Source organism: Aeromonas sp. EU05-FHT14A05 (genome assembly GCF_058791175.1).
The window spans coordinates 273,277-297,109 of sequence record NZ_JBYTDH010000005.1; the positions used below are offsets into that span (position 1 = coordinate 273,277).

Here is a 23,833-nt window from a genome sequence, read left to right on the forward strand (position 1 = left end):
GTCTGAGGGAGACAGCACCATAGAAAAGAGCCGGCGATTGCCGGCTCTTCTTTTGCCAGGTTTTTACCCGTCGGCCCCTTTGATGAACGGGCCGTCCGGCGGGATGTTGGAAGAAGATCAGGCCAGCGCCTGGGCCAGCAGATGGATCGGATGCTCGCAGCGGAAGGCGGTGCTCATCTCTATCTGCCACTTGCAGGTCTCGCAGTCGGTGATCACCAGATCGGGCGCCAGCCGGTTTATCTGATCGAACAGCCCTTCGCCTATGGTCTGGCTGGTTTCGTAGTTCTCCGACTTGAAGCCATAGGTGCCGGCGATGCCGCAGCACTGGGACTCCAGTACCGTCACCTTGACCCCGGGAATGGCACGCAAGAGTTCCAGGGTGTAGATGACGCCCCCCATCTTCTCCATGTGGCAGGGAGTGTGGTAGGCGATGTGCAGATTGAGCGGCTTCATCGCCGGCTTGTTGCCCTGGTAGAACTCGTTCCAGATAAAGCGCGTCACCAGCGAGATGCGATCCCGCACCTTGTGGTTGTCCTGCTCCAGCAGGTGGGGGTATTCGTCGCGCAGGGTAAAGCCGCAGGTGGAGGAGGTGGCCAGCAGCGGCATCTCGTTGCCGAGCAGGGAGTTCTCCATCTGCTGGATGTTGAACGCCGCCTGGCGTTTGGCCTTGTCCATGAAGCCGTTGGCAATCAGCGGCACGCCGCAGCACTTCTCCCGCGCAAGCAGTTGCACGCCGATGTTCATGGCGTTGAGCACCTGCACCAGCTCCTTGCCAAGCTGCGGGTGGTTGTAGTTCACATAGCAGCCGTGGAAGTAGGCTATCTGGCGCGCATAGCTGGCCTGGGTGGCCTTCTGCTTCTTGTACCAGCCGCGGAAGGTGCCCTGGGAGTATTTGGGCAGGTCGCGGTGGGAGGAGACCCCCAGCGCCTTGTCCAGCACCAGTTTCATCGGCTTGAGGCTTGTGGTGAAGTTGACCACAGGGGCCATCAGGGTGGACATGCTGCCCATGAGATCCGTGTGGGAGAGCACGAACTCGCGTACTCCCGGTTTGAAGCCGCTGTACTGGTGCTTGGCTTTGGCGATGATGTCGCCGATACGCACTCCGCTCGGGCAGACCACTTCGCAGCGCTTGCAGTTGGTGCAGTGCTTGAGGGCGCTGTCAAAGAGCTCCGGGCTCTTGATCCGCAGCCGCTCCCCATCCGGGCCCGCCTGTTTGGGGCCGGGATAGGCGGGGTTGGCCTTGGCCACCGGGCAGTAAGCGGTACAGACGGTGCATTTGATGCACTGATCGAAGGTTTGGTTGGCGTGATCCAGTAGCATGATTTACTCCTCCCGGGCCGGATAAAAAGCGCAAGGGACGCGGCAATGGGATTGTCGAACGGGCAGTTGGCTGCCCGCAGTCAGGAAGTGAAGGGGAGGCATCTCAGCCCTCCGCCAGAATATGGCCGGCGGCCTGCCAGCCGGTGGCGACGGCGACCCCGGAGCCCGAGCCCTCTTTGACGGGGTCGTAGTGGGCCAGCACGCTGCCGGCGCCATAGAGGTTGGCAAGGGGCTTGCCGCCGCGCAGCACCCGCAGCTGGTCGTCGGTCTTGACCCCGAAGCCCATGAAGGGGTGGTGGTCGAACAGTCGGCGACCGGCCCAGGCGTCGCGCTCGGGGAGGCTCAGGACGTCGGCGTCGAAGATGGGCTCGCGAATGCCCCCGAGGCGGGACTCCAGCCCGCGGCTGAAGAAGCTGCCGGAGGCGAGCACGAAGTGGTCCGCCTCGAACAGCTGATCGTCGCCATTCTGGCTGTGTACGCCTACCACCCTGTCGCCCTCGTAGCGGGCCCCCAGCACCCGCTCGCTGGTGAGGAAGGTGCCGCCGAGGGCCAGGAAGCGGCGCTTGAGGGCCTCCTGCATCCGCATCCCGATGAGGGACGGCGGCATGGTGGCCACCTCCTTGATGGTGCAGCCGGTGCGCTGCTCCAGCTCTGCCAGACGGGGGCCGACCAGCCCCAGGGACAGGCAGGCGGGCAGCACTATATGGCGGCAGCCCGGCTCGCCGCACTCCTGCACCATGCGGCCTATCTCGCGGGCCAGATCCGTCAGCAGGTCCTGCTTGTCGTGCTGCTGTTTGTCAAACAGGCGGGCGATGTCGGCGGAGCGAAACTCGTGGGGATTGCGGCTGAACGCGGCGAGCTGGGGCAGGCGAATTTCACCGGTCAGGATGCGGCTGTGGGCGAAACGCGAGTGGGTCGCCAGATTGGCCGCTGCCAGCGCCGGGTGGAAGTCGCGAAAGCCCTCGAGGGTGGCCAGCAGCAGGACGTCCGGTGCGGGCGCCTCCGTGACGCAGGCGCAGGTCTCGGGGGAGAGCCAGGTCGATTTCAGGGTGCCGATGGGGGTCAGGCGCTGGTGGTTGCGCTCCTGGCGAAACAGGGGCAAGCCCTGCAGGGCGCAGTGGCGCTGCAGATCCGCGAGGCTCGCCTCTATGCTGGCAAGACCCACCTTGCTGTAGGGGTGATCCGGGTGGGCGGCCATAAAGGCGGGCAGGGCGGCGCGAGGGTCGCCTTCGCTCTCCAGCAGATCCACCGAGCCGGAGGAGAAGTGCAGGGCGCTCTGGCCCGAGGCCATCAGCAGCGCCTTCTGGCCCGCCTCGGCCAGACGCAGGGCCGCCGACAGGCCTGCCATGCCGCCGCCTATCACGATAGTGTCAAATTTCATGGCTGCACTCCTTGGCTGGATGGGCTGGACGGGGTCCGGGCGAGGGGGAAGGGGGGCTCCGCCACCAGGTGGGGCGTCGTCCACGCCCCCAGACCAAAGAGCCCTTCGTAGATCCAGTAGGTAAACTCGGCTTCGCGCAGGGCATCGCCCCAGAGCACGGGGCGGGTGCCCTTGTAGCGCTCCTCCAGGAACTGGCGCAGCATGACGCAGGCCTCACGGCCATCGGCCTTGCCGTACTCCTGCATCAGGCCGGCGGCGCGGTAGGCGCACAGCTCCCCCTGACAGGGACCCATGCCGAGGCGAGTGCGGCGGCGCAGATCCACCAGGTTGTCCACGTCGAGCTCCCGCAGGGCGTATTCGATTTCGCCAGCGGTGACCATCTCGCACTCGCAGATGAGGGCGTTGGCCTTGGGGTTGTCGCGGAAGAAGGCGATGACCCGCTCGCCGTGGCGGTACTGGGCCGAGCCTTCGACCGGCACCGAGAGACCGGGGGCGGAGACTTTCTCCGGATCTCGCGAGCCGGGCAGATTGAGTTCGGCGGTGCGGCAGGGCCTGTTGTTGCCGAGCTTGCTGGCGACGAGATCCGTGGCCCACTCCGCCATCAGGCGGTAGGTCATCAGCTTGCCGCCGGTGATGGTGTTGAAGCCCTTGAGACCATCGCGTTCGGCATGATCCAGCAGCACTATGCCGCGACTGATGTTGCGGCCGGTGTCGTCACCGTCCACCGCCACCAGGGGGCGCACCCCGGCGTAGGCGCGCAGCAAGCGGGTGCGGGCCATGATGGGGGCGAGCTTGATCCCCTCGCGCAGCAGCACCTCCACCTCGTCGGGCTCGACGGTGAGCTGGTCAATCTTGTGGTAATCGATGCGACTCGACGTGGTGCCGATGAGGGAGATGGTATCGCCCGGCACCAGGATGTCCGCATCCGCCGGTTTGCGGGCGCGGTTGAGCACCAGCTGGTTGATGCGGTAATCCATGATGAGCAGGGAGCCCTTGGCCGGGAACATGCGGATGCCGAGGTCGGCGTATTCGCAGATCTGCTGGCCCCAGATGCCGGCGGCGTTGATCACCTCCTGGCACTCCACCTCGAACGCCTCACCGGTGCGGGTGTTGATGGCCTTGACCCCGTGCACCCTATCCTGAGTGCGGAGCAGCCCCAGCACCTTGCTGTGGGTGAAGATGCGGGCGCCGTGTTCCTTGGCGTCCAAGACGTTTGCGGCGGCCAGGCGGAAGGGATCGACGGTGCCATCCGGCACATGGATGGCGCCTATCATCGCCGGGTTGGCGTTGGGTTCGAGCCGCAGCGCCTCGCGGGGATCCAGCTGGCGGGTGTCGATACCGGCCAGGGCGCAGGCCTCCATGAAGGTGCTTTGGAAATTGATGTCATCTTCCGGCAGGGTGACGAAGAGGCCGCCGGTCGCCTCCACGCAGTGGCTGGCGATCCGCTTGAGGATGCGGTTCTCCTGAATGCACTCGCGGGCGGACTCCGGATCCGTCACCGCGTAGCGGGCCCCCGAATGGAGCAGGCCGTGGTTGCGCCCCGTGGTGCCTGCGGCGATGTCGTCCCGCTCCAGCAGGATGCAGTCGATGCCGCGCAGCGCGCAGTCGCGCATGATGCCGGCGCCGGTGGCGCCACCCCCTATGATGACGACTTCTGTGGTGATTCTTTTCATTCTTGCCCGTCTCATCTCTTCCAGATGAGGCCAGTGTGGCGCCTGTCTGGCTGAAAATGTTTGATATGGGCCAAATTAATGTTCGTAAACGCTCATTATATGTGGGGTGATGAGCGAAATGTGATGAGGGTCACGTCACCGCCGAGGCGGGCAGGGGGCTGCGCGAGAAGAGGAGGGGAAGGCCAGCCCGCGGGCTGGCCGGATGGCGGCATATAGGGAGGGTCAGCCGCAGCACTTCTTGAACTTCTTGCCGCTGCCACAGGGGCAGGGATCGTTGCGACCCGCTTTGGGCTGCGCCGGATCCTGCTCGCCGTCGGTGTAGACCCAGCGCCCCTGGTGGCGCACGAAGCGGGAGCGCTCGTGCAGGCAGTGGCGCTCATCCCCCTCCCAAAACCAGGCCTTGAACTCCACCATGCCGGTCTCATCAAGGGGGCCGCCCTGGCTGGCGAGGATCTCGAGGCCATCCCAGCGGGTGTCGGTCGATGAGAGGTCGGCCGCGGTCAGCCCGTTCAGATAGTCCGGGTGCCAGCTGTGGACCAGGTACTCTCCCAAGCCCAGCACGAAGGCGCTGTAGCGGGAGCGCATCAGCTGCTCGGTGGTGGCGGCGGCCTGGCCTTCGTGAAGCGCGCCGCAGCATTGGGCGAGGGAAAGAGAGGAACCGCAAGGACATTGGCTCATGGGTCAGTTCATCGGGTCGATAATAGAAGGTGGCGGGATTGTAGCGAAGGCACTCCCCCTTCGGCCAGCACTCCATGGCTGAGCGAGCAGGAACGAAGCACCCACAATAAAATGGCTAAAGGAAGTACAAGATGACGCTAAAGCAGAAAATTCTGTTGCTGGGGGCCATCCCCGTGCTGCTGATGGCCCTGGTGGTCAACCTCAGCAACTACCTGGTGGCCAGGAGTGACCTGGAGTCCGAGCTGGTGGTGGCGAGGGACAAGGCGGTCAAGGAGCGCAAGGCCCTGCTCAGCAGCTACCTGATGCTCGCCAAGACGGCCATCGAGAAAGAGTATGCCGCGCCGGACAGCCCGGAGGCCCGTGCCCGGGTGAAGGAGCTGCTGCGCCCCTTGCGTTATGGCAGTGACGGTTACTTCTTCGTCTACGACTTCCAGGGCAATACCCTGCTGCTGCCCACTCGCCCCGAGGTGGAGGGCAAGAACCGCTGGCAGGACAAGGATACCAAGGGCACCTTCCTCATTCAGGAGATCGTCAAGGCGGCCCGTGAGGGGGATGGCTACTCGGAGTACTGGACCAACAAGCCCTCCATCGGGCGGGATGCGCCCAAGCTCTCCTTCAACCTGGTGCTCGACAAGTACCAGTGGGTGGTGGGGACCGGTTTCTACATAGATGACATCGACACCGAGCTGGCGGCCCTGCGCAGCGAACGCGAGGAGAACATGCACGGCTCCTTGCAGAGCAGCGTGCTGCTCATTCTGGTGATCCTGGGGGTGACCCTGGCGGTAACAGTGGTGCTCGGCAACCGGGTCACCCGGCCGCTGGCGGATGCGGTCGCGGCCCTCAATGACATCGCCGACGGGGAGGGGGATCTGACCCGGCGCCTCAAGGTGCAGAGCGAGGACGAGGTGGGCCAGCTGGCCAGCGCCTTCAACCGCTTCGTGGAGCGGATCCAGTCGGTGGTGAGCCAGGTCGGGGAGACCAGCCATCAGCTGTTGGGGGCCGTGGATCGCCTGCACAGCTTAAGCGAGCATGCCGACCGGCAGATGCAAGGCCACGGCAAGGAGACGGATCAGGTGGTCACCGCGGTGACCGAGATGAGCTCCACCGCCCAGGAAGTGGCGGCCAGCGCCTCCAACGCGGCCACGGCCACCAGCGACGCGGCGCGGGAATCCGATGCGGCCCGCGAGGTGGTGGGCAGCGCCATCGGCAGCATCAACCGCCTGGTGGAGGAGGTGCACACCGCCTCCGGTGTCATCGAGCAGCTGGCCCAGGAGACCGGCAAGATAGGATCCGTGGTGGAGGTGATCCGCGGCATCGCCGATCAGACCAACCTGCTGGCGCTCAATGCCGCCATCGAGGCGGCCCGAGCCGGTGAGCAGGGGCGCGGCTTTGCGGTGGTGGCGGACGAGGTGCGATCGCTCGCCGGTCGCACCCAGCAGAGCACCAAGGAGATCAACGAAATGCTGCAGCGGCTGCAGGGCGGCGTGCGTCAGGCGGTGGAGGTGATGCAGGCCAGCGAATCGCGCAGCCAGGAGACGGTGCAGGAGGCGAGCCACATCGCCAGCTCCCTCGACAGCATGGTGACGGCGGTCAGCACCATCAACGACATGAACATCCAGATAGCGACCGCCGCCGAGGAGCAGCATGCGGTCTCCGAGGAGATCAACAAGAACCTGGTGGCCATACAGCAGATCGTCAGCGAGCTGACCGAGGCCGCCGGGGAGTCCAACACCACCACCCGGGCCCTGGCCGGCACGGGTGACAAATTGCGTCAACTCGTCTCCCGCTTCCGTTACTAGTCACATTTTTGCCGTCTGGACGTCATTTCCAGACGGCAAATTTGGGGATCGGCGCAGAATGTGGGAAAATCGCGTCATTCGTTCCTTTCGTTAGCCCCTACCCTATGAATGAGATCGTGAAAGGCAGTATCGATTTGATCCGTCAGCTCAACTACGGCCTGGTTTACGCCAGCCTGGAAGAGCACAAGGAACTGTCCCGTACCGATCTGTCCCGTTTGACCGGCCTCTCACCGGCCAGCATCACCAAGATCACCCGCGAACTGCTCGATGGCGGTCTGGTGGTCACCTGTGGCGAGAGCTCGGTGGGCCGTGGCCGTCGTCAGACCTTGCTGCGCATCAACGAACGCCGCTTCCAGTTTCTCTCCATGCGTCTTGGCCGCGGTTACGTGGACATGGCCCTGTTCGATCTCGCCGGCCACTCCCTGGCGCGTCATCGTCACCTGTTCAGCGAGTCGGAGCGCGACGATCTGCTGGCCAGCCTGGTGCGGGCCATCGAGGTTTTCCTGCCGAAGAAGGCCCTGCGGCTGGCCTGCATCGCCCTCTGCCTGCCCGGGCAGGTGGAGCGCCACTCCGGCATGGTCAAGCACTTCCCCTTCTATGATCTGCGCAACTGGCCGCTCGGGCCCAGCCTGCAAGAGGCCTTCGAGGTACCCGTGCTGGTGAGCGGCGACGTGCGCACCTGGATCCAGGCCGAGCGGGAGTGGGGCGCCGCCAAGAACTGCGCCGATGCGGTGCTGGTGTTCGTCCACAACGACATAGGGGTGGGCATGGTGGTCAACGGCCAGCTCATCGAGAGCGAGTCGGCCCTGCTCGGGGATCTCAGCCACCTGCAGCTCGAACCCTATGGTCAGCGCTGCTACTGCGGCGGCTTCGGTTGTGCCTGTACGCTGGTGACCAACCAGGCCCTGGAGGCCCAGTACCGGGACCTGCGCGAGCGGATGCAGGAGCACGATCTGCCGGCGAGCGTCAACATCCGCGAGCTGTGCGAGCTGGCGCTGGCGGGCAACAGCCTGTGCCAGGACATACTGCACCAGGCGGCGGGCCGGCTCTCCCGGGTGCTGGCCAACCTCATCTGCCTGCTCAACCCGGGCAAGCTGCTGCTGGGGGGGGAGATCACCCGGGCCGATCGGCTGCTGTTCCCCATGCTGCATCAGTCCCTGGCGAGCCAGCTGCCGGCGGAATACCTGGTGCGGCTGCAGATAGAGTCCACCCATTTTTACGAAGATCCCACCAAGCCCACCTCGGTGCAGGTGCACAAGGCCCTGCGGGATGGCAGCCTGCTGCTCGATCTGTTGCGAGGTGACAGGGAGGCATGAAGCTGGGGTTGCAAGGACGCATCCTGCTCATGCTCTGCCTGGTCAGCCTGCTGCAGCTGGTGCTGCTGAGCGGGGCCAGCTACTACTATGTCGCCGAGCAGCGCTACCGGGAGGTGGGGGATCAGGCCCTGGACGTGGCGCGGCTGGTGGCCCGTGAGCCCGGCGTCATCGCCGGGGTGAAGCGGGTCGATCGGGCGCGGCTCAACGTGCTGGTGGAGCGGATGCGGGCCGAGGTCGGTGCCAGCTACATCGTCATCGGCGATGAGGAGGCGCGCCGCCTGGTGCACCCCAATGCGGACCGGATAGGCAAACCCATGATGGGGGACGATCCTGCCCGTGCCCTGCAGGGGGAGTTCTACATCTCCCGCGCCCAGGGCTCCCTCGGGGTCTCGGTGCGCGGCAAGGGGCCCATCCGGGATGAGATGGGCAGGGTCATCGGCGTGGTCTCGGTCGGTTATCTGGTGCGGGACATAGAGGCGGACCTCCAGGGTTTCCTGCGTTTCGGCCTCGCCATGACCCTCCTCATAGTGCTGCTCAACAGCGCCGCCGCGGCCTGGCTGGCCAAGCGCTACAAGCGGGCCCTGCTGGGGTTTGAGCCCGAGCAGATAGGGCGCCTCTATGCGGAGCTCGACTGCACCCTGCGCACGGTGCGCGAGGGGATACTCACCATAGACGAGCAAGGGAGGCTCACCTCCCTCAATCCCAACGGCATCCGGCTGCTGCGCCTCGATGAGCGGGCCGCGCAGGCCGCCATAGGCCAGCCCGTCACCCGCTTGCTGCCCGGCAGCCGCATGCTCTCCCTCATCCAGGATCCCCGGCCCCAGTATGACGAGGAGATAGTGCTCAACGGCCAGTCCCTCATCGTCAACCGGCTGCCCCTGGTGCAGGAGGGCAGACTGATTGGCGCCGTCTCGAGCTTTCGGCGCAAGGACGAGCTGGCCGAGCTCAGTGCCCAGCTCTCCCAGGTGCAGGCCTACAGCGATCTGCTGCGGGTGCAGACCCACGAACACAACAACCAGCTCGGCACCATAGCCGGTCTCATCGAGCTGGGTGCCACCCGGGAGGCGCTCGCCTTCATCGGCCGGGAGGCGGCCACCGAGCAGACCCTGCTGAGCTTTTTGATGGGGGCCATCGCCAAGCCCAAGGTGGCGGGTCTGCTGCTTGGCAAGTACCACAGGGCCCACGAGCTGGGACTGGTGCTGGAGGTGGACCCGGATTCCCGCCTGCACGACATCCCCGCCCGGGTCAGCGGCTCCCAGCTGGTGACCCTGCTTGGCAACCTCATCGACAACGCCTTCGAGGCGACCCGCCGCCATGGCGCCCCCTATCAGCCGATCCGGGTCTCTTTGAGCGATCTTGGCCAGGATCTCATCCTGGAGGTGGAGGACGGGGCCGGTGGGGTGGATCCCGCCCTGGCGGACACCCTGTTCGAGCGCGGGGTGAGCAGCAAGGCGGAGCCCGGCCACGGCATAGGCCTCGCCCTGGTGCGCAGGACCCTGGATGCCCTGCAGGGGACCATCACCATCGAAGCCACGGCGCAGGGAAGTTGCGTCGTCTGTTACATTCCCAAGGAGGTGTGAGTGATCAAGATCCTGATCGTCGAGGATGATCCGGCCATTGCCGAGATCCACCGTCGCTTCGTGCAGCGGCTGGCGGGGTTCGAGGTGTTGGGGGTGGCGCTCACCCTGTTCGATGCGAGAGAGCAGATAGCCATCCTCAAGCCGGATCTGGTGTTGCTGGACGTGTGGCTGCCGGACGGGGAGGGCTTCTCCCTGCTACGGGAGCTGCGCCAGTGCGGGGCCCACCTCGACGTCATCCTGCTCACCGCCGCCCGTGAAGCCGCAGCCCTGCAGGAGGCGATGCGCCTCGGGGTGGTGGATTTCATCTTGAAGCCCGTGGTGTTCGAGCGACTGCGCGACACCCTTGATAAATATTGCCAGAGCCGCGCCGCCCTGGCCGCCCTGGCGGACATCGATCAGCAGGCGGTGGATGCGCTCTTTGGCACCCCGCTGCAACAGGTGGCGGCGGGCGGCCTGCCCAAGGGAATAGACGCCCTCACCCTGCAAAGGGTGCTGGCGGCTCTCGATCAGCAGGGGGCCAGCGCCGAGGAGATAGGCAACCGGGTCGGGGTGAGCCGCACCACGGCGCGCCGCTACCTGGAGTTTCTGGTGGGTCAGCAGCTTGCGAGCCCCGAGCTCGAATACGGCACCGTCGGGCGGCCGGAGCGGCGCTATCGCCAGCGGTGAGTGGCCGGTTCCAACCCAAAAAAAAGAGCGCCTGTTGGCGCTCTTTTTGTGATGACTGGGATCAGGTCGGGTCGGATTGCAGGGTCGCCACCGGCGTGCGACGGGCCTGCCACCACTGCCAGAGCGGCAGCAACAGCATCACCAGGGTGACCAGGGTGAAGCCCAGGGTGATGGGGCGCTCCCACAGGAAGCTCAGGGAGCCGTCGTTGATCACCAGGGCCCGGCGCAGGTTGTCCTCCAGCATGCCCCCCAGGATGAAGCCGAGCAGCATGGGGGCCATGGGGAAGTCCAGCAGGCGCAGGCCGATGGCCACCAGGGCCACCAGCACCATCACATAGATGTCCATGGTGTTGAAGGAGACCAGATAGACCCCGATGAGCGAGAACAGCAGCACCATGGGAATGAGCACGGGGCGCGGCACCTGCAGTACCTTGGCCAGGTAGGGAATGAGCGGCAGGTTGAGGATCAAGAGCACCACGTTGCCCAGATACATGGAGATGATCACCGACCAGAACACGTCCGGGTGCTCCATGAAGAGGCGCGGGCCAGGCTGGATACCGTAGGCGATGAGGGCCCCCAGCATCAGGGCCGTGGTGCCGGAGCCCGGGATCCCCAGGGTCAGCAGCGGCACGAAGGCCCCGCTGGAGGCGGCGTTGTTGGCCGCTTCCGGCGCGGCTATGCCGGTCAGGCTGCCCTTGCCAAACTCGTCCCGCTTGCCCTTGCGGGCGAAGTTGCGCTCGGCGCCATAGGCCATGAAGGAGGCGATGGTGGCGCCGGCCCCCGGCAGCACGCCGATGAGGAACCCCAGCACAGAGGAGCGGGCGATGGGGGGCGCTATCTCCTTGACCTCGTCCCGGCTGAGTTTGAGGGAGCCTAGCTGCTGCAGCTTGCTCGCCTCCTCCTTGCTGGTATCCTTGCCCGGGCGCAGCACCGTCATCAGGATCTCCGCCAGGGCGAAGGTGGCCATGGCCAGCAGCAGGAAGGAGAAGCCATCCCGCAGATCCGGCAGGCCGAAGGTGAATCTGTCCACCCCGACGCTGCGGTCGATGCCGACGGTGGAGATCATGATGCCAAACAGCGCCATGATCAGCGCCTTGAGCACCTGGCCCTTGCCGGCAAAGGCCGCCACCGCGGAGAGCCCGAGCACCATGAGGGCGAAGTAGTCCGCCGACTGGAAGGCGAGGGAGACCTTGGCGAGCAGGGGCGCCGCCACCATCAGGAAGATGGCCGACAGGGTGCCGCCGACGAAGGAGGCGTAGGCGGCGATGGCCAGCGCCTTGCCTGCGAACCCCTTGCAGGCCAGCGGATAGCCGTCGATGGCGGTGATCATGCTGGCGGAACAGCCCGGGGTGTTGATCAGGATGGAGGCGGTGGAGCCGCCAAACATGGAGCCGTAATAGACCCCGGCCATCAGTATGATGCCGGAGGCCGGATCCAGCCCGTAGGTGATGGGGATCATCAGGGCGATGGCGGTGACGGGCCCGAGGCCCGGCAACATGCCGATGAAGGTGCCGACGAAGCAGCCGACCACCACCATGAAGAGGTTGATGGGCATCATGGCGGTGCCGAGCCCTTGCAGGATTCCGTCTAACATGGGTTCTCCTTATCCCAGCAACTGGGTGAACAGCCGACCCGGCTCGAGATAGACATTGAGCCCCTTGGTCAGCAGGGCCCAGAAAATGAGGGTGAAGGGGATGCTCACCTTGCAGGCGAAGGCGAGGCTCTGCTCGCCCATCAGCAGGATGCCGCCGATGAGGAACAGGATGGTGGCGATGAGGAAGCCGAGCCAGCCGAGGGCCAGGCCATAGACCAGCATCAGCCCCAGCAGGGCGAACACCAGCCGCCAGTTGCCGGACTCCTTGCCCAGTCGCTCTCCTCCCGGGGAACAGATCAGGATCAGGGAGAGCAGGACCCCGACACCCGCCAGGGCATAGGGCAGGGTGCTGGCGGTAAAGGGTTCATATTCGTCCCCCGGGTAACCGGGGATCTGGGTGGCGTGATAGCCATAGGCGAGGGAGAGCAGCAAAAACAGCAGCCCCCCGAACCTTTCCTTGGTCAGTCGCATGATGACTCCGATGGGCGGGCCTGGCCCGCCACGGGCTGAGGGTTACTTGATGAAGCCGAGCTCACGCATCAGGCCGCCAATTTGCTGCTCCTGGCTGTTGAGGAAGGCAGTGAACTCGGGGCCGGCCTGATACTGGTTGATCCAGCTGTTGCGCGCGCGCACCACTTCCCACTCCGGCTTGTCGTACATCTGCTTGAGCAGGGCGGCGAACTCGGCGGACTGCTCGGGGCTGACGTCGGGAGAGGCGAAGTAGCCGCGCCAGTTGGCAAAGACGGTGGGGTTGCCCTGTTCGCTGAAGGTGGGCACCTCGCTCGCATCCGGCATCCGCTCGGGGGCGGTGACGCCGAGGATCCGCATCTGGCCGGACTTGACTGCCTCCATCGCCTCGCCAAAGCCGGTGGAGAGCACCTGGGTTTCCCCCGCCAGTACCGCCGCCATGGCGCTGCCACCGGCGTCATAGGCCACGTAGCGCAGCTTGCCGGCATCGGCCCCCGCATTCTTGAAGGTCATGGCGGCCACCAGGTGATCCAGGCTGCCGCGGGCGGAGCCGCCGGCAATCTTCACCTTGGCGGGATTGGCTTCATAGGCGGCCAGCAACTGGGCCCAGTTCTGATAGGGGGAGTCCAGGGGGACCGCCAGCGCCTGATAGTCGGCGATGATGGCGGCGACCGGGGTGAGATCCCGGAAGGATTGCGGCAGCTCCTTGGAGAGGGACTTGACGATGATGGGGGTGGAGTTGATCAGCAGCGTCTTGTCGGACTGGGCCGAGGTCTCGATCAGGTGGGCGATGGCCTTGGCGCCGCCGCCGGCCGAGATGTTCTGGTAGGAGGCGGTGGTGATGAGGCCGGACTTGGTCAAGGCCTCGCCGGTGCCACGGGCCGTGTTGTCCCAGCCGCCGCCGGCGCCGCCCGGGATCAGGAAGTGGACTTCGTCTATCTTGGCCTGGACGCCGAGGCTGGCCCCCAGCAGGCAGCAAAGCAGGGTGCGCTTGAAGGTTCCTTGCAACATGGTGTTCTCCTTGTGATTGTTGCAAAGAGGTTAATTAATCGTGTCTGATTGGAAAACAATCTGGCCGTAATGGCTATTAAGGCTGTTCTGCCCATTCTGTTCATTCTGGTCATGGGGAGAAGGGCTCTTTTTGCCTAAGAAGAGGCGGGGCTCGCCTCTGCTGAAGAGGGAGCCCCGCCTGCAACTGGCATTGGTCCTGGCTGCCTATGATTTCTCTGCCGCCGAGACTTTCTCGCCCATCTTCTCCTGCTGCTTGAGGGTGTCGGTGGCCTGCTCCTTGAGCTGCAACTGCTCCATCACCAGCTTGTAGGCGATGTAGTACTTGTAGATGTTGCCCACATAGGTCACGGTCTCCGGGCCTATCTTCTCGGCCGCCACGTACTCGACGTTGTGGAACCAGACATTGGGATCCAGCCCCCGCTTCTTGGCCTCGGCCCGCAGCCGCGCCACCCGGGCGGGACCGGCGTTGTAGGAGGCAAACGAGAACAGGGCCTTGTCGAGGGCCGTCATGGGCTCGTCGGCGTAGTAGTGATCTATCATCCAGCGCATGTATTTGACGCCGCCGTGGATGTTGGGCTCGAGCTGGCGTATGTCCCCCACCTTGAGCCCTTTCCCGGTGGCGGGCATGATCTGCATGATGCCGATGGCGCCGACATGGCTGCGCGCCTTGTGGTTGAGGGCCGACTCCTGATAGCCCTGGGCCGCGATCAGCAGCCAGTCCACGTCGTATTTGTTGCCGTATTCACGAAACAGCTCCACCACCTGCAGAAACTTCTTGCGCTCGGCCTCGGCGGCGGCGCTCTTGATGAACTTGTTCTGCTTGAGGTAGCGGGCCAGGATGGCCTCGCCGGTGGCCTTGCCCCGCAGCGCCTTGATCTGCTCGTTGAGCATGGCGAGCAGCTGGGTGCTCTCCTTGCGTACCGCCCAGGCGATGATGCCGCCGTCGCGGAACACGGGCTCTTCGTGGATCCGGATAGCCGGGAAGATCTTCTGCCAGAAGCGGGCCTTGTGCTCATCCATGACGATGAAGGGGAGCAGGCCCGCATTGACCATCTCCACCAGATCTTCGTCCTCCAGCACCTCGGAGGCGGGCTGGATGTCGATGAGGGGTTCCCCCGCCTCCTTGCGTGCCTGGTTGTAGGCCATCAGGCTTTCGAAGTAGCTGGAGGAGGGCCTGACATAGATACTCTTGCCCCCGAGATCGGCGGCGCTCTCCACCTTGGGGGAGTCCGGCCCCGAGATGAGCAGCTCGCGCACGTTCTCGATGAGGGGGGCGCTGAACTCCACCCCCTGCTGCCTGCGCTTGTCCGTGATGGTGAGGTTGGCGGCGGCGATGTCCCCCTTGCCGTCGATGAGGGCCTTCAGCAGGTTTTCCCGGGCGACCGGAATGAAGACGAAGTTCAGCTTGAGGTGGCGCTTGATGGCCTTGTCCTTGCGCAGCTGCTCGTTGAGCCGTTTTTCAACCTGCATGAAGGCGTCGTAGGTGACCCCCCGTTGCACCCCCTTGTGGATGAAGTAGCCGGTCTTGTTGTAGGTGGTCAGCACCCTGATGGTGCGCCGTTCCATCATGGCGTCGAGGTCTCCCAACATGGGTTTGGCGAGATCCTCGCTGGCGAAGCTGAGGGCGCTGCGCGCCTCTTCTTCGACTGCCGCCTTGTCCGCTTCGGCGCTCCAGGCCAGTGGCAGGGAACCCAGCACCCAAACAAGGAAAATCCATAAGCGTTTCATGACGATCACCTCACTCGTTTTACTGAGTGTAAGTGCCGCGCAGGGGGCGCTTTAGCTCTTTGAGTTTCATCGCCGCCAGCCAATAGCACGATTCCAGCTATCTGGCCTGCAGCCCCTCCCTGGTCGTTGAAAGCCCTCAGCCCCGACGACAAAAAAGGGAGCCCATGGGCTCCCTCTTTGCGGATAGTGTCGGGTCAAGGGGATCTGGGCTAGAACCAGAAACCGATGATGAAGGAGCCCGCCAGGGTCAGCATCACGTTGGCCACCGCATAGGTGCCGGCGTAGCCGAGCGCCGGGATCGAGCTGTTGGCGGCCTCGTTGACCACGTCCATGGCCGGGGCGCAGGTACGGGCCCCCGTGATGGCCCCGAGCAGCAGGGCCGGGTTCATCTTCAGCACCCAGACCCCGAACAGATAGCCCACCAGCACCGGCAAGGTGGTCACCAGCATGCCGGAGAAGAGCACCACTACCCCCACCTCGCTGAGGTGATCCAGGATGCCGCCCCCCGCTTTCAACCCTGTGCTCACCATGAAGACGGCGAGGCCGAGATCCTTGGCAAGGCGCAGGGCGCCGGGCGGTACATAACCGACCGTCGGGTGGTTGGCCCTCAGGTAACCCATCAGAATGCCCGCCAGCAGCAGGCCGACGGCGTTGCCGAGGCCAAATTCGATCTGGCCGAACACCAGGGAGACGGAGCCGATGAGCAGGCCGAGCACGAAGAAGGTGGTGAAGGCCACCAGATCCGTGGTCTGGCTGTGGATGCTGATGAAGCCGATCTTGTTGGCCAGCAGTTTGACCCGCTGCTTCTCGCCGCTGATCTGCAGCACGTCGCCTTTTTGCAGCATGATGTTGCGATCGAACGGCATCTCGATCTGGGAGCGCACCACCCGGTTGAGGAAGCAGCCCTTCTCGGTGAGGTTGAGCTCCACCAGATGGCGGCCCACCACGGCGTCGTTCTTCACCACTATCTCTTCGGTGACGATCTGCAGGTCGAGCAGGTTGCGGTCAAACACCTCCTTGCCGTTGCGGTAGTTGACGTCCAGCTTCTCGTGGCTCTCGGGATAACCCACCAGGGCGATCTCGTCCCCCTCCTGGATCACCGCATCTCCATCCGGGCTTGCCAGTATGCCGTTACGGCGGATCCGCTCCACATAGCAGCCGGTGTGGGGGTAGATGCCGGTTTCGCGCAGGGTGCGGCCACCTATCCAGGCGGCGAGCTCAGGACCGACCCGGTAGGCGCGGATGATGGGCAGGTAGGTCTTGCGGCTCTCGCTGTCGGAGAGCCCCCGCTCGCGGGCGATCTTCTGGGCCTCGGTATTGAGGTCGAGTCGTGCCAGGGAGGGGAGGTAGCGCACCACCAGCATCAGCCCCACCAGACCCACCAGGTAGGTCAGGGCGTAGCCGATGCCCATGTTGTCGAGCACGGGCTGCATGTCGGTGCCGTGGGGCAGGTTGAGCAGGCCGCTGCGCAGGGCATCCTGGGCCCCCACCAGCGCCGGGGTCGAGGTGAGCGACCCCGCCAGTATCCCCGCCGCCATGCCGGGCCCCAGATTGAAGAACTTGGCGAGGCCCACCGTCAGCAGCAAGGCGGTCAGCAGGATCACCAGGGTCAGGGTGATGTAGTGGATGCCGTCGCGCAGGAAGACGCTGAAGAAGTGCGGGCCCGCCTCGATCCCCACACAGAAAATGAACAGCATGAAGCCGACGTTCTCGGTGGAGGTGGAGAACTGGAACCCCATCTGGCCAAACAGCAGGGCGGTGAACAGCACCCCTATGGTGTTGCCAATCTGGAAGTTGCCGATGCGCACCTTGCCCAGCAGCAGGCCGAAGGCCAGCACCACGAACAGCAGCAGGGAGTCGCTTTGATGTAGCAGTGTCACGAAATCTATGGTCATGCCCGGAAAAACCGAGGAAAAAAGTGGGGCCGATATTGTGCCGGATCCCTCATCAAGAAAGAAGCGCGAAAGCGGATTAACGGCCAGTTAAGTGCTGGTCTCCCCGGGGAGGGGAGGGATGCGCGGGCTACTTGGGGAAAATACCTCTATTTTCCGCTGCCGTTCTCGCTGTCAATGAGTGATTTCTGCTGTCGACCAGGGAAGGGGTGACAGCCCTGTGGACAATTTATTACCTGCTGCGCAGGGGGCGATTGAGCATGGTTTTCAGCATTTTTGACTGGCGGGGAGCGAGGGATGCAAAGGAACCCTTTTTGCCGTCAGGCGGAGGCTGACCCATGGCACGGGGCATGGCGAAAAAAAAGTGGCAGGAAGAGGATGTCTCACCCCCGTCCGACCCATTTAGGGGGGAGGGCAAAAACAGGAGAAAATGGGGGGCGAGATGTTTCGCCTCGCCAAAGCGGAGACAATCGCTGCCAACCTAGGCCTGCATTGGGTTTGGCACACTTACCCACAGAAACTGTGGATAACCCTGTTCATGAAACTTGGCGATCAGCCTGCAAGCCGCGCCAATACTGGGGTGCAAGGACTGTTCAAAAAATACCGGTAAAAAAATGTTTCTATAAAAATCAAATAGTTATACGCAGCAGAACAAAACGCTGCTGGCCAGGAACCGGGGATCAAATGGGGAGTGTGCCGCGAGGGACGGCTTGTGCATTAAAATTGGCAGAGGAAAGCACTAAAGTGGATAACTTGCACCGAGATGGTGAGGAATTGGCTCCCCCGACTGGACTTGAACCAGTGACATACGGATTAACAGTCCGCCGTTCTACCGACTGAACTACGGGGGAACATCAGGCAAGGAGGAGCATCATACAGAGGTCGCATTTCGGGGTCAATAGCCGTCAGGGGGCGAGAGCGGATACCCAGGCCCGTCAACTCGGGGTACACTGCTCTCTTGCCGTTTTTTGTCGGGAGTCGTCATGAATAAGCCTTTCAAGCTGGCCAGCCAGTTTAAACCCGCGGGGGATCAGCCTGCGGCCATCGCCCGCCTGCTCGATGGCATAGAGTCCGGCCTCGCCCACCAGACCCTGCTCGGGGTGACCGGGTCGGGCAAGACCTTCACCATGGCCAACGTCATCGCCACCCTGAACCGCCCGACCATGATACTGGCTCCCAACAAGACCCTGGCCGCCCAGCTCTATGGGGAGATGAAGGAGTTCTTCCCCGAGAACTCGGTGGAGTACTTCGTCTCCTATTACGACTACTACCAGCCGGAAGCCTATGTGCCGACCACGGACACCTTTATAGAGAAGGATGCCTCCATCAACGATCACATCGAGCAGATGCGGCTGTCGGCCACCAAGGCGCTGCTGGAGCGGCGGGACGTGGTGATCGTCGCCTCGGTATCGGCCATCTATGGTCTGGGGGACCCCCAGGCCTACCTCAGCATGATGCTGCACCTGAAGGTGGGGGATGTGATCAACCAGCGGGACATTCTGCGCCGCCTCGCCGAGCTGCAATACACCCGCAACGACATGGCCTTCCAGCGCGGCACCTTCCGGGTGCGGGGGGAGGTGATCGACATCTACCCTGCCGAATCGGACAAGCTGGCCTTGCGGGTGGAGCTGTTTGACGAGGAGGTGGAGCGCCTCTCCCAGTTCGATCCCCTGACCGGCGCCATCGAGCAGACGGTGGTGCGCTACACCATCTACCCCAAGACCCACTACGCCACGCCGAGGGAGACCATCCTCGGGGCCATCGATCACATCAAGGAAGAGCTCAAGGGACGCCGCGAGCAGTTGCTCTCCCTCAACAAGCTGGTGGAGGAGCAGCGCATCAGCCAGCGCACCCAGTTCGACATCGAGATGATGCAGGAGCTGGGGTACTGCTCCGGCATCGAGAACTACAGCCGCTATCTGTCGGGGCGGGCCCCCGGCGAGCCGCCGCCCACCCTGTTTGACTACCTGCCGGGGGATGGCCTGCTCATCATCGACGAGTCCCACGTCACTGTGCCGCAGATAGGCGCCATGTTCAAAGGGGACAGATCCCGCAAGGAGACCCTGGTGGAGTACGGCTTCCGGCTCCCCTCGGCGCTCGACAACAGGCCGCTGAAGTTTGACGAGTTCGAGGCCCTGATGCCCCAGACGGTGTTCGTCTCGGCGACCCCCGGTCCCTACGAGCTGGAGAAGTCCGGCGGCGACGTGGTGCAGCAGGTGGTGCGTCCCACCGGCCTGCTCGATCCTGTCATCGAGGTGCGCCCCGTCACCACCCAGGTGGACGATCTGCTCTCCGAGATCCGGCTGCGGGTGGCGGTGGAGGAGCGGGTGCTGGTCACCACCCTCACCAAGCGGATGGCGGAAGACTTGACCGAATACCTGGCGGATCACGACGTGCGGGTGCGTTACCTGCATTCGGACATAGACACAGTGGAGCGGGTGGAGATCATCCGCGATCTGCGCCTGGGTAAATTCGACGTGCTGGTGGGCATCAACCTGCTGCGGGAAGGGCTCGACATGCCGGAGGTCTCCCTGGTGGCCATTCTGGATGCGGACAAGGAGGGCTTCCTGCGCTCCACCCGCTCCCTCATCCAGACCATTGGCCGGGCGGCGCGCAACCTCAACGGCAAGGTCATCCTCTACGGCGACACCATCACCAACTCCATGAAGGTGGCCATCGAGGAGACCGAGCGGCGCCGTGCCCTGCAGCACGCCCATAACCTGGAGCACGGCATCACGCCCAAGGGCCTCAACAAGTCGGTGGGGGACGTGATGGACATGGGGGGCAGCCGCACCGCCGGCAAACCCGGCAGAGGCAGTCGCAAGGCGGCCGAGCCGCAAGGGGAGTACCATGCCCGCTCCGCCAGCGAGATCGCCAAGGAGATCAAGCGGATGGAGGAGCAGATGTTCCAGCATGCCCGGGATCTGGAGTTCGAACAGGCCGCCGCCATGCGGGATCAGATCCAGCGGCTGCGCGGCGAGTTGATCGAATCATGAGCGGCAAGCGTTGGCTGATCTGGCGGCGCCTGCGTCGCCTCTACGCCGGTTTTCGCCATCCGGACACCCCCTGGTGGGCCAAGGCGCTGGTGATCCTCATCCTCGTCTATGGCATCAGTCCGGTGGATCTCATCCCGGATCTGGTGCCCTTCGTTGGCTGGCTCGACGACGTCAGCCTGCTGCTGTTGCTGCTCTGGGGGTGGGAGTCCTGCCTGCCCGCAACGGTCAGGAAGGGGCTGGATACCCTGGAATGAGGGGAGAGACGATGCCGCAGATTGTCGGGCGCAAGGCATTGGCGTAGACTCCACGCCGTTCACTTCATGGGTATGAGAAAATGGATCTGATCCTGTTTGCAATCGACTTTATTCTGCACGTTGACGTGCACCTGAAAGAGCTGTTCGAGCACTATGGCATCTGGGTTTACGCCATCCTGTTCCTCATCATCTTCTGTGAGACCGGCCTGGTGGTGACCCCCTTCCTGCCCGGCGACTCCCTGCTGTTTGCCGCAGGCGCCCTCACAGTGGGCAGCGTGCTGGACGTGCACACCCTGGCGGGAGTGCTGATCATCGCCGCCGTGCTCGGCAACGTGGTGAACTACACCATAGGCCACTTCTTCGGGGATCAGCTGTTTCGCAATCCCGATTCGAAGATCTTCCGGCGCGACTATCTGGTCAAGACCCACGCCTTCTATGCCAAGCATGGCGGCAAGACCATCATCATCACCCGTTTCCTGCCCATAGTGCGCACCTTTGCCCCCTTCGTGGCGGGCATGGGAGCCATGACCTACCCGCGCTTCCTGGCGTTCAACCTGATTGGCGGCTTGCTGTGGGTGTTGTCGTTCGTCTATGCGGGGCACTTCTTCGGCAACCTGCCGGTGGTGCGCCACAACTTCACCCTGCTCATCTTCGGCATCATCGGCATCTCGCTGCTGCCCATGATTGTCGGCATGGTGAAGGCCAGGATGCACACAGCCAAGGCGAGTTGAGCACGTGGTTGTGCAACCGTGCACAGAGACTGCAGAGAATGAAAAGGGAGCCGATGGCTCCCTTTTGTATGTGTTGATGCGTCTTATATGGCTGCGTAAGCGTCAGCGTCAGTTGCAGCAGCGCCCCTTGACCAGGTTGCCGATGGCGACCACCACGAACACCAGCAGGTAGGCGGCGAAGCTGGCCATCAGCCAGATGACAGGGGCATGGAGAAACAGGAGCGGCTTGGGTGACTGACACCGTTGATTGAAAAGGGAGCCGATGGCTCCCTTTTGCATGCGTCGTATATGGCGGCGTCAGCGTCAGCTGCAGCAGCGGCCCTTGACCAGGTTGCCGATGGCGACCACCGCAAACACCAGTAGGTAGGCGGCGAAGATGATGATCAACCACTGCGGCATGGAGAAACTCAGGAACTGCCAGCTGATCTCGCTGCAATCGCCGTCCGGGAAGAAGAGCCAGGGCACCCACTGATCGAGGGGAGCCCAGCTTGGGAAGTCGACGAAACCTTCGCACACATTGAAGGGGGAGGGGTTCACCTGGTAATCCACATGCTTGAGTGCCAGCTTCAGGCCCCAGAAGGCGCTGTAGCCCCACAGCAGCATGGCACTCCAGCGGAGATACCACTTCTCTGGCGCCACCATGCCGAGCAGGCCGGCAGCGAACACCCCGAGGATGGCGATCCGCTCATAGATGCACATCACACACGGGTGCAGACCCAGCACATGCTGGAAGAAGAGGGCGCACAGCTCGAAGCAGAGAGCCGACGCGGCCAGCAAGCCCCAGGCCAGACGATGGCTGGCAATACGGCGAAGAAACTCGATCATCTGATTGATCTCACAGAGAAAAATAATGGCTGAATTAGAGCAGAGCCCCATTTAAAAAGAAAGGGGCCTCATGGCCCCTCGCGTCATCAGTGTGCCGCGGGTGCCAGGGTTGGCACGGCGCCCCCCTGCGTCAGCCAGCCGGCCTGGTAGAACCATTCGGTGGCAGGGGCGAGCAGTTGTTCCACCGCAAAGAATCCCACCAGCCCCAGCACCAGGGTGTAGGGCAGAGCCATCCACACCATGCGGCCATAGGAGAGGCGCAGCAGCGGCGCCAGCGCCGAGGTGAGCATGAACAGGAAGGCCGCCTGGCCATTGGGGGTGGCCACCGACGGCAGGTTGGTCCCCGTGTTGATGGCCACCGCCAGCAGATCGAAATGCTCGCGGCTGATGGCGCCATTGAGCAGGGCAGTCTTTACCTCGTTGATGTAGACGGTACCGACGAAGACGTTGTCGCTCACCATGGAGAGCAAGCCGTTGGCCAGATAGAAGAGGGCGAGCTGATCTTCGGGTTTGGCAGCCAGTACCCACTGGATCACCGGTTTGAACAGCTGTTGATCGATGATCACCGCGACCACGCTGAAGAAGACGGTGAGCAGGGCGGTGAAGGGCAGCGCCTCATGGAAGGCCTTGCCGAGGGCATGTTCCTCGGTGACGCCGGTGAAGGACGTTGCGAGCACTATGACGGTCAGGCCGATCAGGCCCACCGCCGCCAGATGCAGGGCCAGACCTGTGATGAGCCAGATGGCGATCGCCGCCTGGACCAGCAGCTTGGCCTTGTCTTGCGGGCTGCGCCCGGCATCTTCGTCGCGCTCATAGGCTTCCATGATATGGCGCACAGGCTCTGGCAACTTGGTGCCATAACCGAACCAGCGGAATTTCTCCACCAGGATGCAGGTGAGCAGACCGCAGAGGAAGACGGGGATGGTGACCGGGGCCATGCGAATGGCAAATTCACCGAAATGCCAGCCCGCCTGCTCACCAATGATGAGGTTCTGTGGCTCGCCGACCAGGGTGCACACGCCCCCCAGGGCAGTACCTATGGCGGCATGCATCATCAGGCTGCGCAAAAAGGCGCGGAACTCGTTCAGGTGCTGGCGAGACAACTCGTCGATGTCCTCGTCATCCTGATGTTGACCCTCAAACTCGTCGCGGGAGGCCACCTTGTGATAGATGGCGTAGAAACCGGTGGCGACGCTGATGACCACGGCGATCACCGTCAGGGCGTCGAGGAAGGCGGACAAGAAGGCCGACACCAGGCAGAAGGCGAGGGAGAGCAGGGTCTTGGAATGGATGCGGACCAGCATCTTGGTGAAGACGTAGAGCAGCAACTGCTTCATGAAATAGATGCCTGCCACCATGAAGACCAGCAACAGCAGCACTTCGATGTTGGCCACCAGTTCATGCTTGATCTGGTTCGCCGAAGTCATGCCGATGAGCACGGCTTCGATGGCCAGCAGGCCGCCCGGTTGCAGCGGGTAGCACTTGAGCGCCATGGCCAGGGTGAAGATGAACTCGACAACCAGCAACCAGCCAGCCAGGAAGGGATCAATGTGGAAGACGATCGGATTGATCAGCAGGAATAGAACGATGGCAATTTTGTACCACCGAGGGGCATTACCCAAAAAATTCTTTGCAAAAGCGCGCCCTAGGCTGATTGGCATAATGATGGTTCTCTGTTCTGTTGTTGGTATCTGCGTCTATGCAGTCGAGCCCGACTCGACCCGAACATCCGGATATTCACCTTTATCAAATTGATTGCACATGATTTTAATCAAGGGAGCGCTAACTATAAATAACGCCGCCGTACTTGCCCAGCGGTGAGGCGTCGATATCACCATCATTTGGTGTTGCTTGGCTCCGGCCATATGGTCGTATACATATTTTTAACAAAAAGATCGGGTTAATGTGAGCAGAGGACTGA

At 63.4% G+C, this 23,833-nt stretch carries 19 protein-coding genes and 1 tRNA gene; 7 read left to right on the forward strand and 13 right to left on the reverse strand.

Annotation, left to right across the window (positions count from 1 at the left end; translation table 11 throughout):
* Nucleotides 1–117 precede the first annotated feature (117 nt).
* The 4 genes from glpC to AC3WR3_RS10010 all read right to left on the reverse strand — a co-directional run bounded on the left by glpC (nucleotide 118) and on the right by AC3WR3_RS10010 (nucleotide 5,052).
* Complete coding sequence (gene glpC / locus AC3WR3_RS09995) at nucleotides 118–1,320, reverse strand: anaerobic glycerol-3-phosphate dehydrogenase subunit GlpC (protein WP_492291775.1); 1,203 nt, start codon at nucleotides 1,318–1,320, stop codon at nucleotides 118–120.
* A 103-nt stretch (nucleotides 1,321–1,423) separates the two neighbouring features.
* Nucleotides 1,424–2,701 carry a glycerol-3-phosphate dehydrogenase subunit GlpB gene (gene glpB / locus AC3WR3_RS10000; protein ID WP_247625996.1) on the reverse strand — a complete coding sequence of 426 codons (1,278 nt, stop codon included), beginning with the start codon at nucleotides 2,699–2,701 and terminating at the stop codon, nucleotides 1,424–1,426.
* The gene (gene glpA, locus AC3WR3_RS10005) at nucleotides 2,698–4,374 is read right to left on the reverse strand and encodes an anaerobic glycerol-3-phosphate dehydrogenase subunit A (RefSeq protein WP_492291776.1); all 1,677 of its coding nucleotides are present in this window, start codon (nucleotides 4,372–4,374) and stop codon (nucleotides 2,698–2,700) included. Before glpA ends, glpB begins: the two co-directional genes overlap by 4 nt.
* Before the next feature lie 222 nt (nucleotides 4,375–4,596).
* On the reverse strand, nucleotides 4,597–5,052 hold the full coding sequence (locus AC3WR3_RS10010) for a YchJ family protein (protein WP_492291777.1): 456 nt from the start codon (nucleotides 5,050–5,052) through the stop codon (nucleotides 4,597–4,599).
* 131 nt (nucleotides 5,053–5,183) lie between these two features.
* Here AC3WR3_RS10010 and AC3WR3_RS10015 point away from each other — a divergent pair, with 131 nt between their 5' ends.
* The 4 genes from AC3WR3_RS10015 to AC3WR3_RS10030 all read left to right on the forward strand — a co-directional run bounded on the left by AC3WR3_RS10015 (nucleotide 5,184) and on the right by AC3WR3_RS10030 (nucleotide 10,413).
* Nucleotides 5,184–6,851: a methyl-accepting chemotaxis protein gene (locus tag AC3WR3_RS10015; RefSeq protein ID WP_454009622.1), complete on the forward strand. Its 1,668-nt coding sequence runs from the start codon at nucleotides 5,184–5,186 to the stop codon at nucleotides 6,849–6,851.
* Nucleotides 6,852–6,955: 104 nt separating this feature from the next.
* Entirely contained in the window at nucleotides 6,956–8,167 is a 1,212-nt protein-coding gene (locus tag AC3WR3_RS10020; RefSeq protein ID WP_454009621.1) for an ROK family protein, read from the forward strand.
* Nucleotides 8,164–9,747 (forward strand): ATP-binding protein, encoded by a 1,584-nt coding sequence (locus AC3WR3_RS10025; RefSeq protein WP_202045869.1) that lies wholly within the window; start codon nucleotides 8,164–8,166, stop codon nucleotides 9,745–9,747. The genes AC3WR3_RS10020 and AC3WR3_RS10025 overlap by 4 nt, the downstream gene beginning before the upstream one ends.
* Complete coding sequence (locus tag AC3WR3_RS10030) at nucleotides 9,748–10,413, forward strand: response regulator (RefSeq protein ID WP_202045868.1); 666 nt, start codon at nucleotides 9,748–9,750, stop codon at nucleotides 10,411–10,413.
* A gap of 61 nt (nucleotides 10,414–10,474) precedes the next feature.
* On the opposite strand, the gene AC3WR3_RS10035 is transcribed toward AC3WR3_RS10030, so the two are convergent.
* From AC3WR3_RS10035 to AC3WR3_RS10060, 6 genes are all read right to left on the reverse strand, one after another.
* On the reverse strand, nucleotides 10,475–12,007 hold the full coding sequence (locus AC3WR3_RS10035) for a tripartite tricarboxylate transporter permease (RefSeq protein WP_139434283.1): 1,533 nt from the start codon (nucleotides 12,005–12,007) through the stop codon (nucleotides 10,475–10,477).
* Nucleotides 12,008–12,016: 9 nt separating this feature from the next.
* Entirely contained in the window at nucleotides 12,017–12,478 is a 462-nt protein-coding gene (locus AC3WR3_RS10040; protein WP_139434284.1) for a tripartite tricarboxylate transporter TctB family protein, read from the reverse strand.
* 42 nt (nucleotides 12,479–12,520) lie between these two features.
* A complete protein-coding gene (locus AC3WR3_RS10045) occupies nucleotides 12,521–13,486 on the reverse strand; it encodes a tripartite tricarboxylate transporter substrate binding protein (protein WP_492291778.1) in 966 nt (321 codons plus the stop codon).
* A gap of 204 nt (nucleotides 13,487–13,690) precedes the next feature.
* The gene (locus AC3WR3_RS10050) at nucleotides 13,691–15,214 is read right to left on the reverse strand and encodes an MltF family protein (RefSeq protein ID WP_454009619.1); all 1,524 of its coding nucleotides are present in this window, start codon (nucleotides 15,212–15,214) and stop codon (nucleotides 13,691–13,693) included.
* A gap of 209 nt (nucleotides 15,215–15,423) precedes the next feature.
* Nucleotides 15,424–17,109, reverse strand: a complete 1,686-nt coding sequence (locus tag AC3WR3_RS10055) for an aspartate:alanine antiporter (protein ID WP_139434287.1) — start codon at nucleotides 17,107–17,109, stop codon at nucleotides 15,424–15,426.
* Nucleotides 17,110–17,881: 772 nt separating this feature from the next.
* Nucleotides 17,882–17,957, reverse strand: a tRNA-Asn gene (locus tag AC3WR3_RS10060).
* A gap of 132 nt (nucleotides 17,958–18,089) precedes the next feature.
* Here AC3WR3_RS10060 and uvrB point away from each other — a divergent pair.
* The 3 genes from uvrB (at nucleotide 18,090) to AC3WR3_RS10075 (ending at nucleotide 21,087) form a co-directional block, all read left to right on the forward strand.
* Nucleotides 18,090–20,102, forward strand: coding sequence for an excinuclease ABC subunit UvrB (uvrB, locus tag AC3WR3_RS10065; RefSeq protein ID WP_139434289.1), 2,013 nt, complete (start codon nucleotides 18,090–18,092; stop codon nucleotides 20,100–20,102).
* Entirely contained in the window at nucleotides 20,099–20,356 is a 258-nt protein-coding gene (locus AC3WR3_RS10070; RefSeq protein WP_492291779.1) for a YkvA family protein, read from the forward strand. Before uvrB ends, AC3WR3_RS10070 begins: the two co-directional genes overlap by 4 nt.
* A gap of 80 nt (nucleotides 20,357–20,436) precedes the next feature.
* Nucleotides 20,437–21,087: a DedA family protein gene (locus tag AC3WR3_RS10075; protein ID WP_139434290.1), complete on the forward strand. Its 651-nt coding sequence runs from the start codon at nucleotides 20,437–20,439 to the stop codon at nucleotides 21,085–21,087.
* Nucleotides 21,088–21,195: 108 nt separating this feature from the next.
* On the opposite strand, the gene AC3WR3_RS10080 is transcribed toward AC3WR3_RS10075, so the two are convergent.
* From AC3WR3_RS10080 to nhaB, 3 genes are all read right to left on the reverse strand, one after another.
* A complete protein-coding gene (locus AC3WR3_RS10080; protein ID WP_492291780.1) occupies nucleotides 21,196–21,366 on the reverse strand; it encodes a hypothetical protein in 171 nt (56 codons plus the stop codon).
* Nucleotides 21,367–21,390: 24 nt separating this feature from the next.
* Nucleotides 21,391–21,912 carry a disulfide bond formation protein DsbB gene (gene dsbB / locus AC3WR3_RS10085; protein WP_492291781.1) on the reverse strand — a complete coding sequence of 174 codons (522 nt, stop codon included), beginning with the start codon at nucleotides 21,910–21,912 and terminating at the stop codon, nucleotides 21,391–21,393.
* Nucleotides 21,913–21,998: 86 nt separating this feature from the next.
* A complete protein-coding gene (nhaB, locus tag AC3WR3_RS10090) occupies nucleotides 21,999–23,573 on the reverse strand; it encodes a Na(+)/H(+) antiporter NhaB (protein ID WP_247626003.1) in 1,575 nt (524 codons plus the stop codon).
* Between the last annotated feature and the right edge of the window lie 260 nt (nucleotides 23,574–23,833).

Excerpts from the sequence above, each read along its gene's own strand:
- AC3WR3_RS10050 (WP_454009619.1), bottom strand. The coding sequence starts at position 15,214 with ATGAAACGCTTATGGATTTTCCTTGTTTGGGTGCTGGGTTCCCTGCCA.
- AC3WR3_RS10045 (WP_492291778.1), bottom strand. The coding sequence starts at position 13,486 with ATGTTGCAAGGAACCTTCAAGCGCACCCTGCTTTGCTGCCTGCTGGGG.
- glpB (WP_247625996.1), bottom strand. The coding sequence starts at position 2,701 with ATGAAATTTGACACTATCGTGATAGGCGGCGGCATGGCAGGCCTGTCG.
- AC3WR3_RS10070 (WP_492291779.1), top strand. The coding sequence starts at position 20,099 with ATGAGCGGCAAGCGTTGGCTGATCTGGCGGCGCCTGCGTCGCCTCTAC.
- AC3WR3_RS10075 (WP_139434290.1), top strand. The coding sequence starts at position 20,437 with ATGGATCTGATCCTGTTTGCAATCGACTTTATTCTGCACGTTGACGTG.
- AC3WR3_RS10040 (WP_139434284.1), bottom strand. The coding sequence starts at position 12,478 with ATGCGACTGACCAAGGAAAGGTTCGGGGGGCTGCTGTTTTTGCTGCTC.
- AC3WR3_RS10020 (WP_454009621.1), top strand. The coding sequence starts at position 6,956 with ATGAATGAGATCGTGAAAGGCAGTATCGATTTGATCCGTCAGCTCAAC.
- glpA (WP_492291776.1), bottom strand. The coding sequence starts at position 4,374 with ATGAAAAGAATCACCACAGAAGTCGTCATCATAGGGGGTGGCGCCACC.
- dsbB (WP_492291781.1), bottom strand. The coding sequence starts at position 21,912 with ATGATCGAGTTTCTTCGCCGTATTGCCAGCCATCGTCTGGCCTGGGGC.
- AC3WR3_RS10035 (WP_139434283.1), bottom strand. The coding sequence starts at position 12,007 with ATGTTAGACGGAATCCTGCAAGGGCTCGGCACCGCCATGATGCCCATC.
- AC3WR3_RS10080 (WP_492291780.1), bottom strand. The coding sequence starts at position 21,366 with ATGCAAAAGGGAGCCATCGGCTCCCTTTTCAATCAACGGTGTCAGTCA.
- AC3WR3_RS10015 (WP_454009622.1), top strand. The coding sequence starts at position 5,184 with ATGACGCTAAAGCAGAAAATTCTGTTGCTGGGGGCCATCCCCGTGCTG.
- AC3WR3_RS10010 (WP_492291777.1), bottom strand. The coding sequence starts at position 5,052 with ATGAGCCAATGTCCTTGCGGTTCCTCTCTTTCCCTCGCCCAATGCTGC.
- AC3WR3_RS10055 (WP_139434287.1), bottom strand. The coding sequence starts at position 17,109 with ATGACCATAGATTTCGTGACACTGCTACATCAAAGCGACTCCCTGCTG.
- nhaB (WP_247626003.1), bottom strand. The coding sequence starts at position 23,573 with ATGCCAATCAGCCTAGGGCGCGCTTTTGCAAAGAATTTTTTGGGTAAT.
- uvrB (WP_139434289.1), top strand. The coding sequence starts at position 18,090 with ATGAATAAGCCTTTCAAGCTGGCCAGCCAGTTTAAACCCGCGGGGGAT.
- glpC (WP_492291775.1), bottom strand. The coding sequence starts at position 1,320 with ATGCTACTGGATCACGCCAACCAAACCTTCGATCAGTGCATCAAATGC.
- AC3WR3_RS10025 (WP_202045869.1), top strand. The coding sequence starts at position 8,164 with ATGAAGCTGGGGTTGCAAGGACGCATCCTGCTCATGCTCTGCCTGGTC.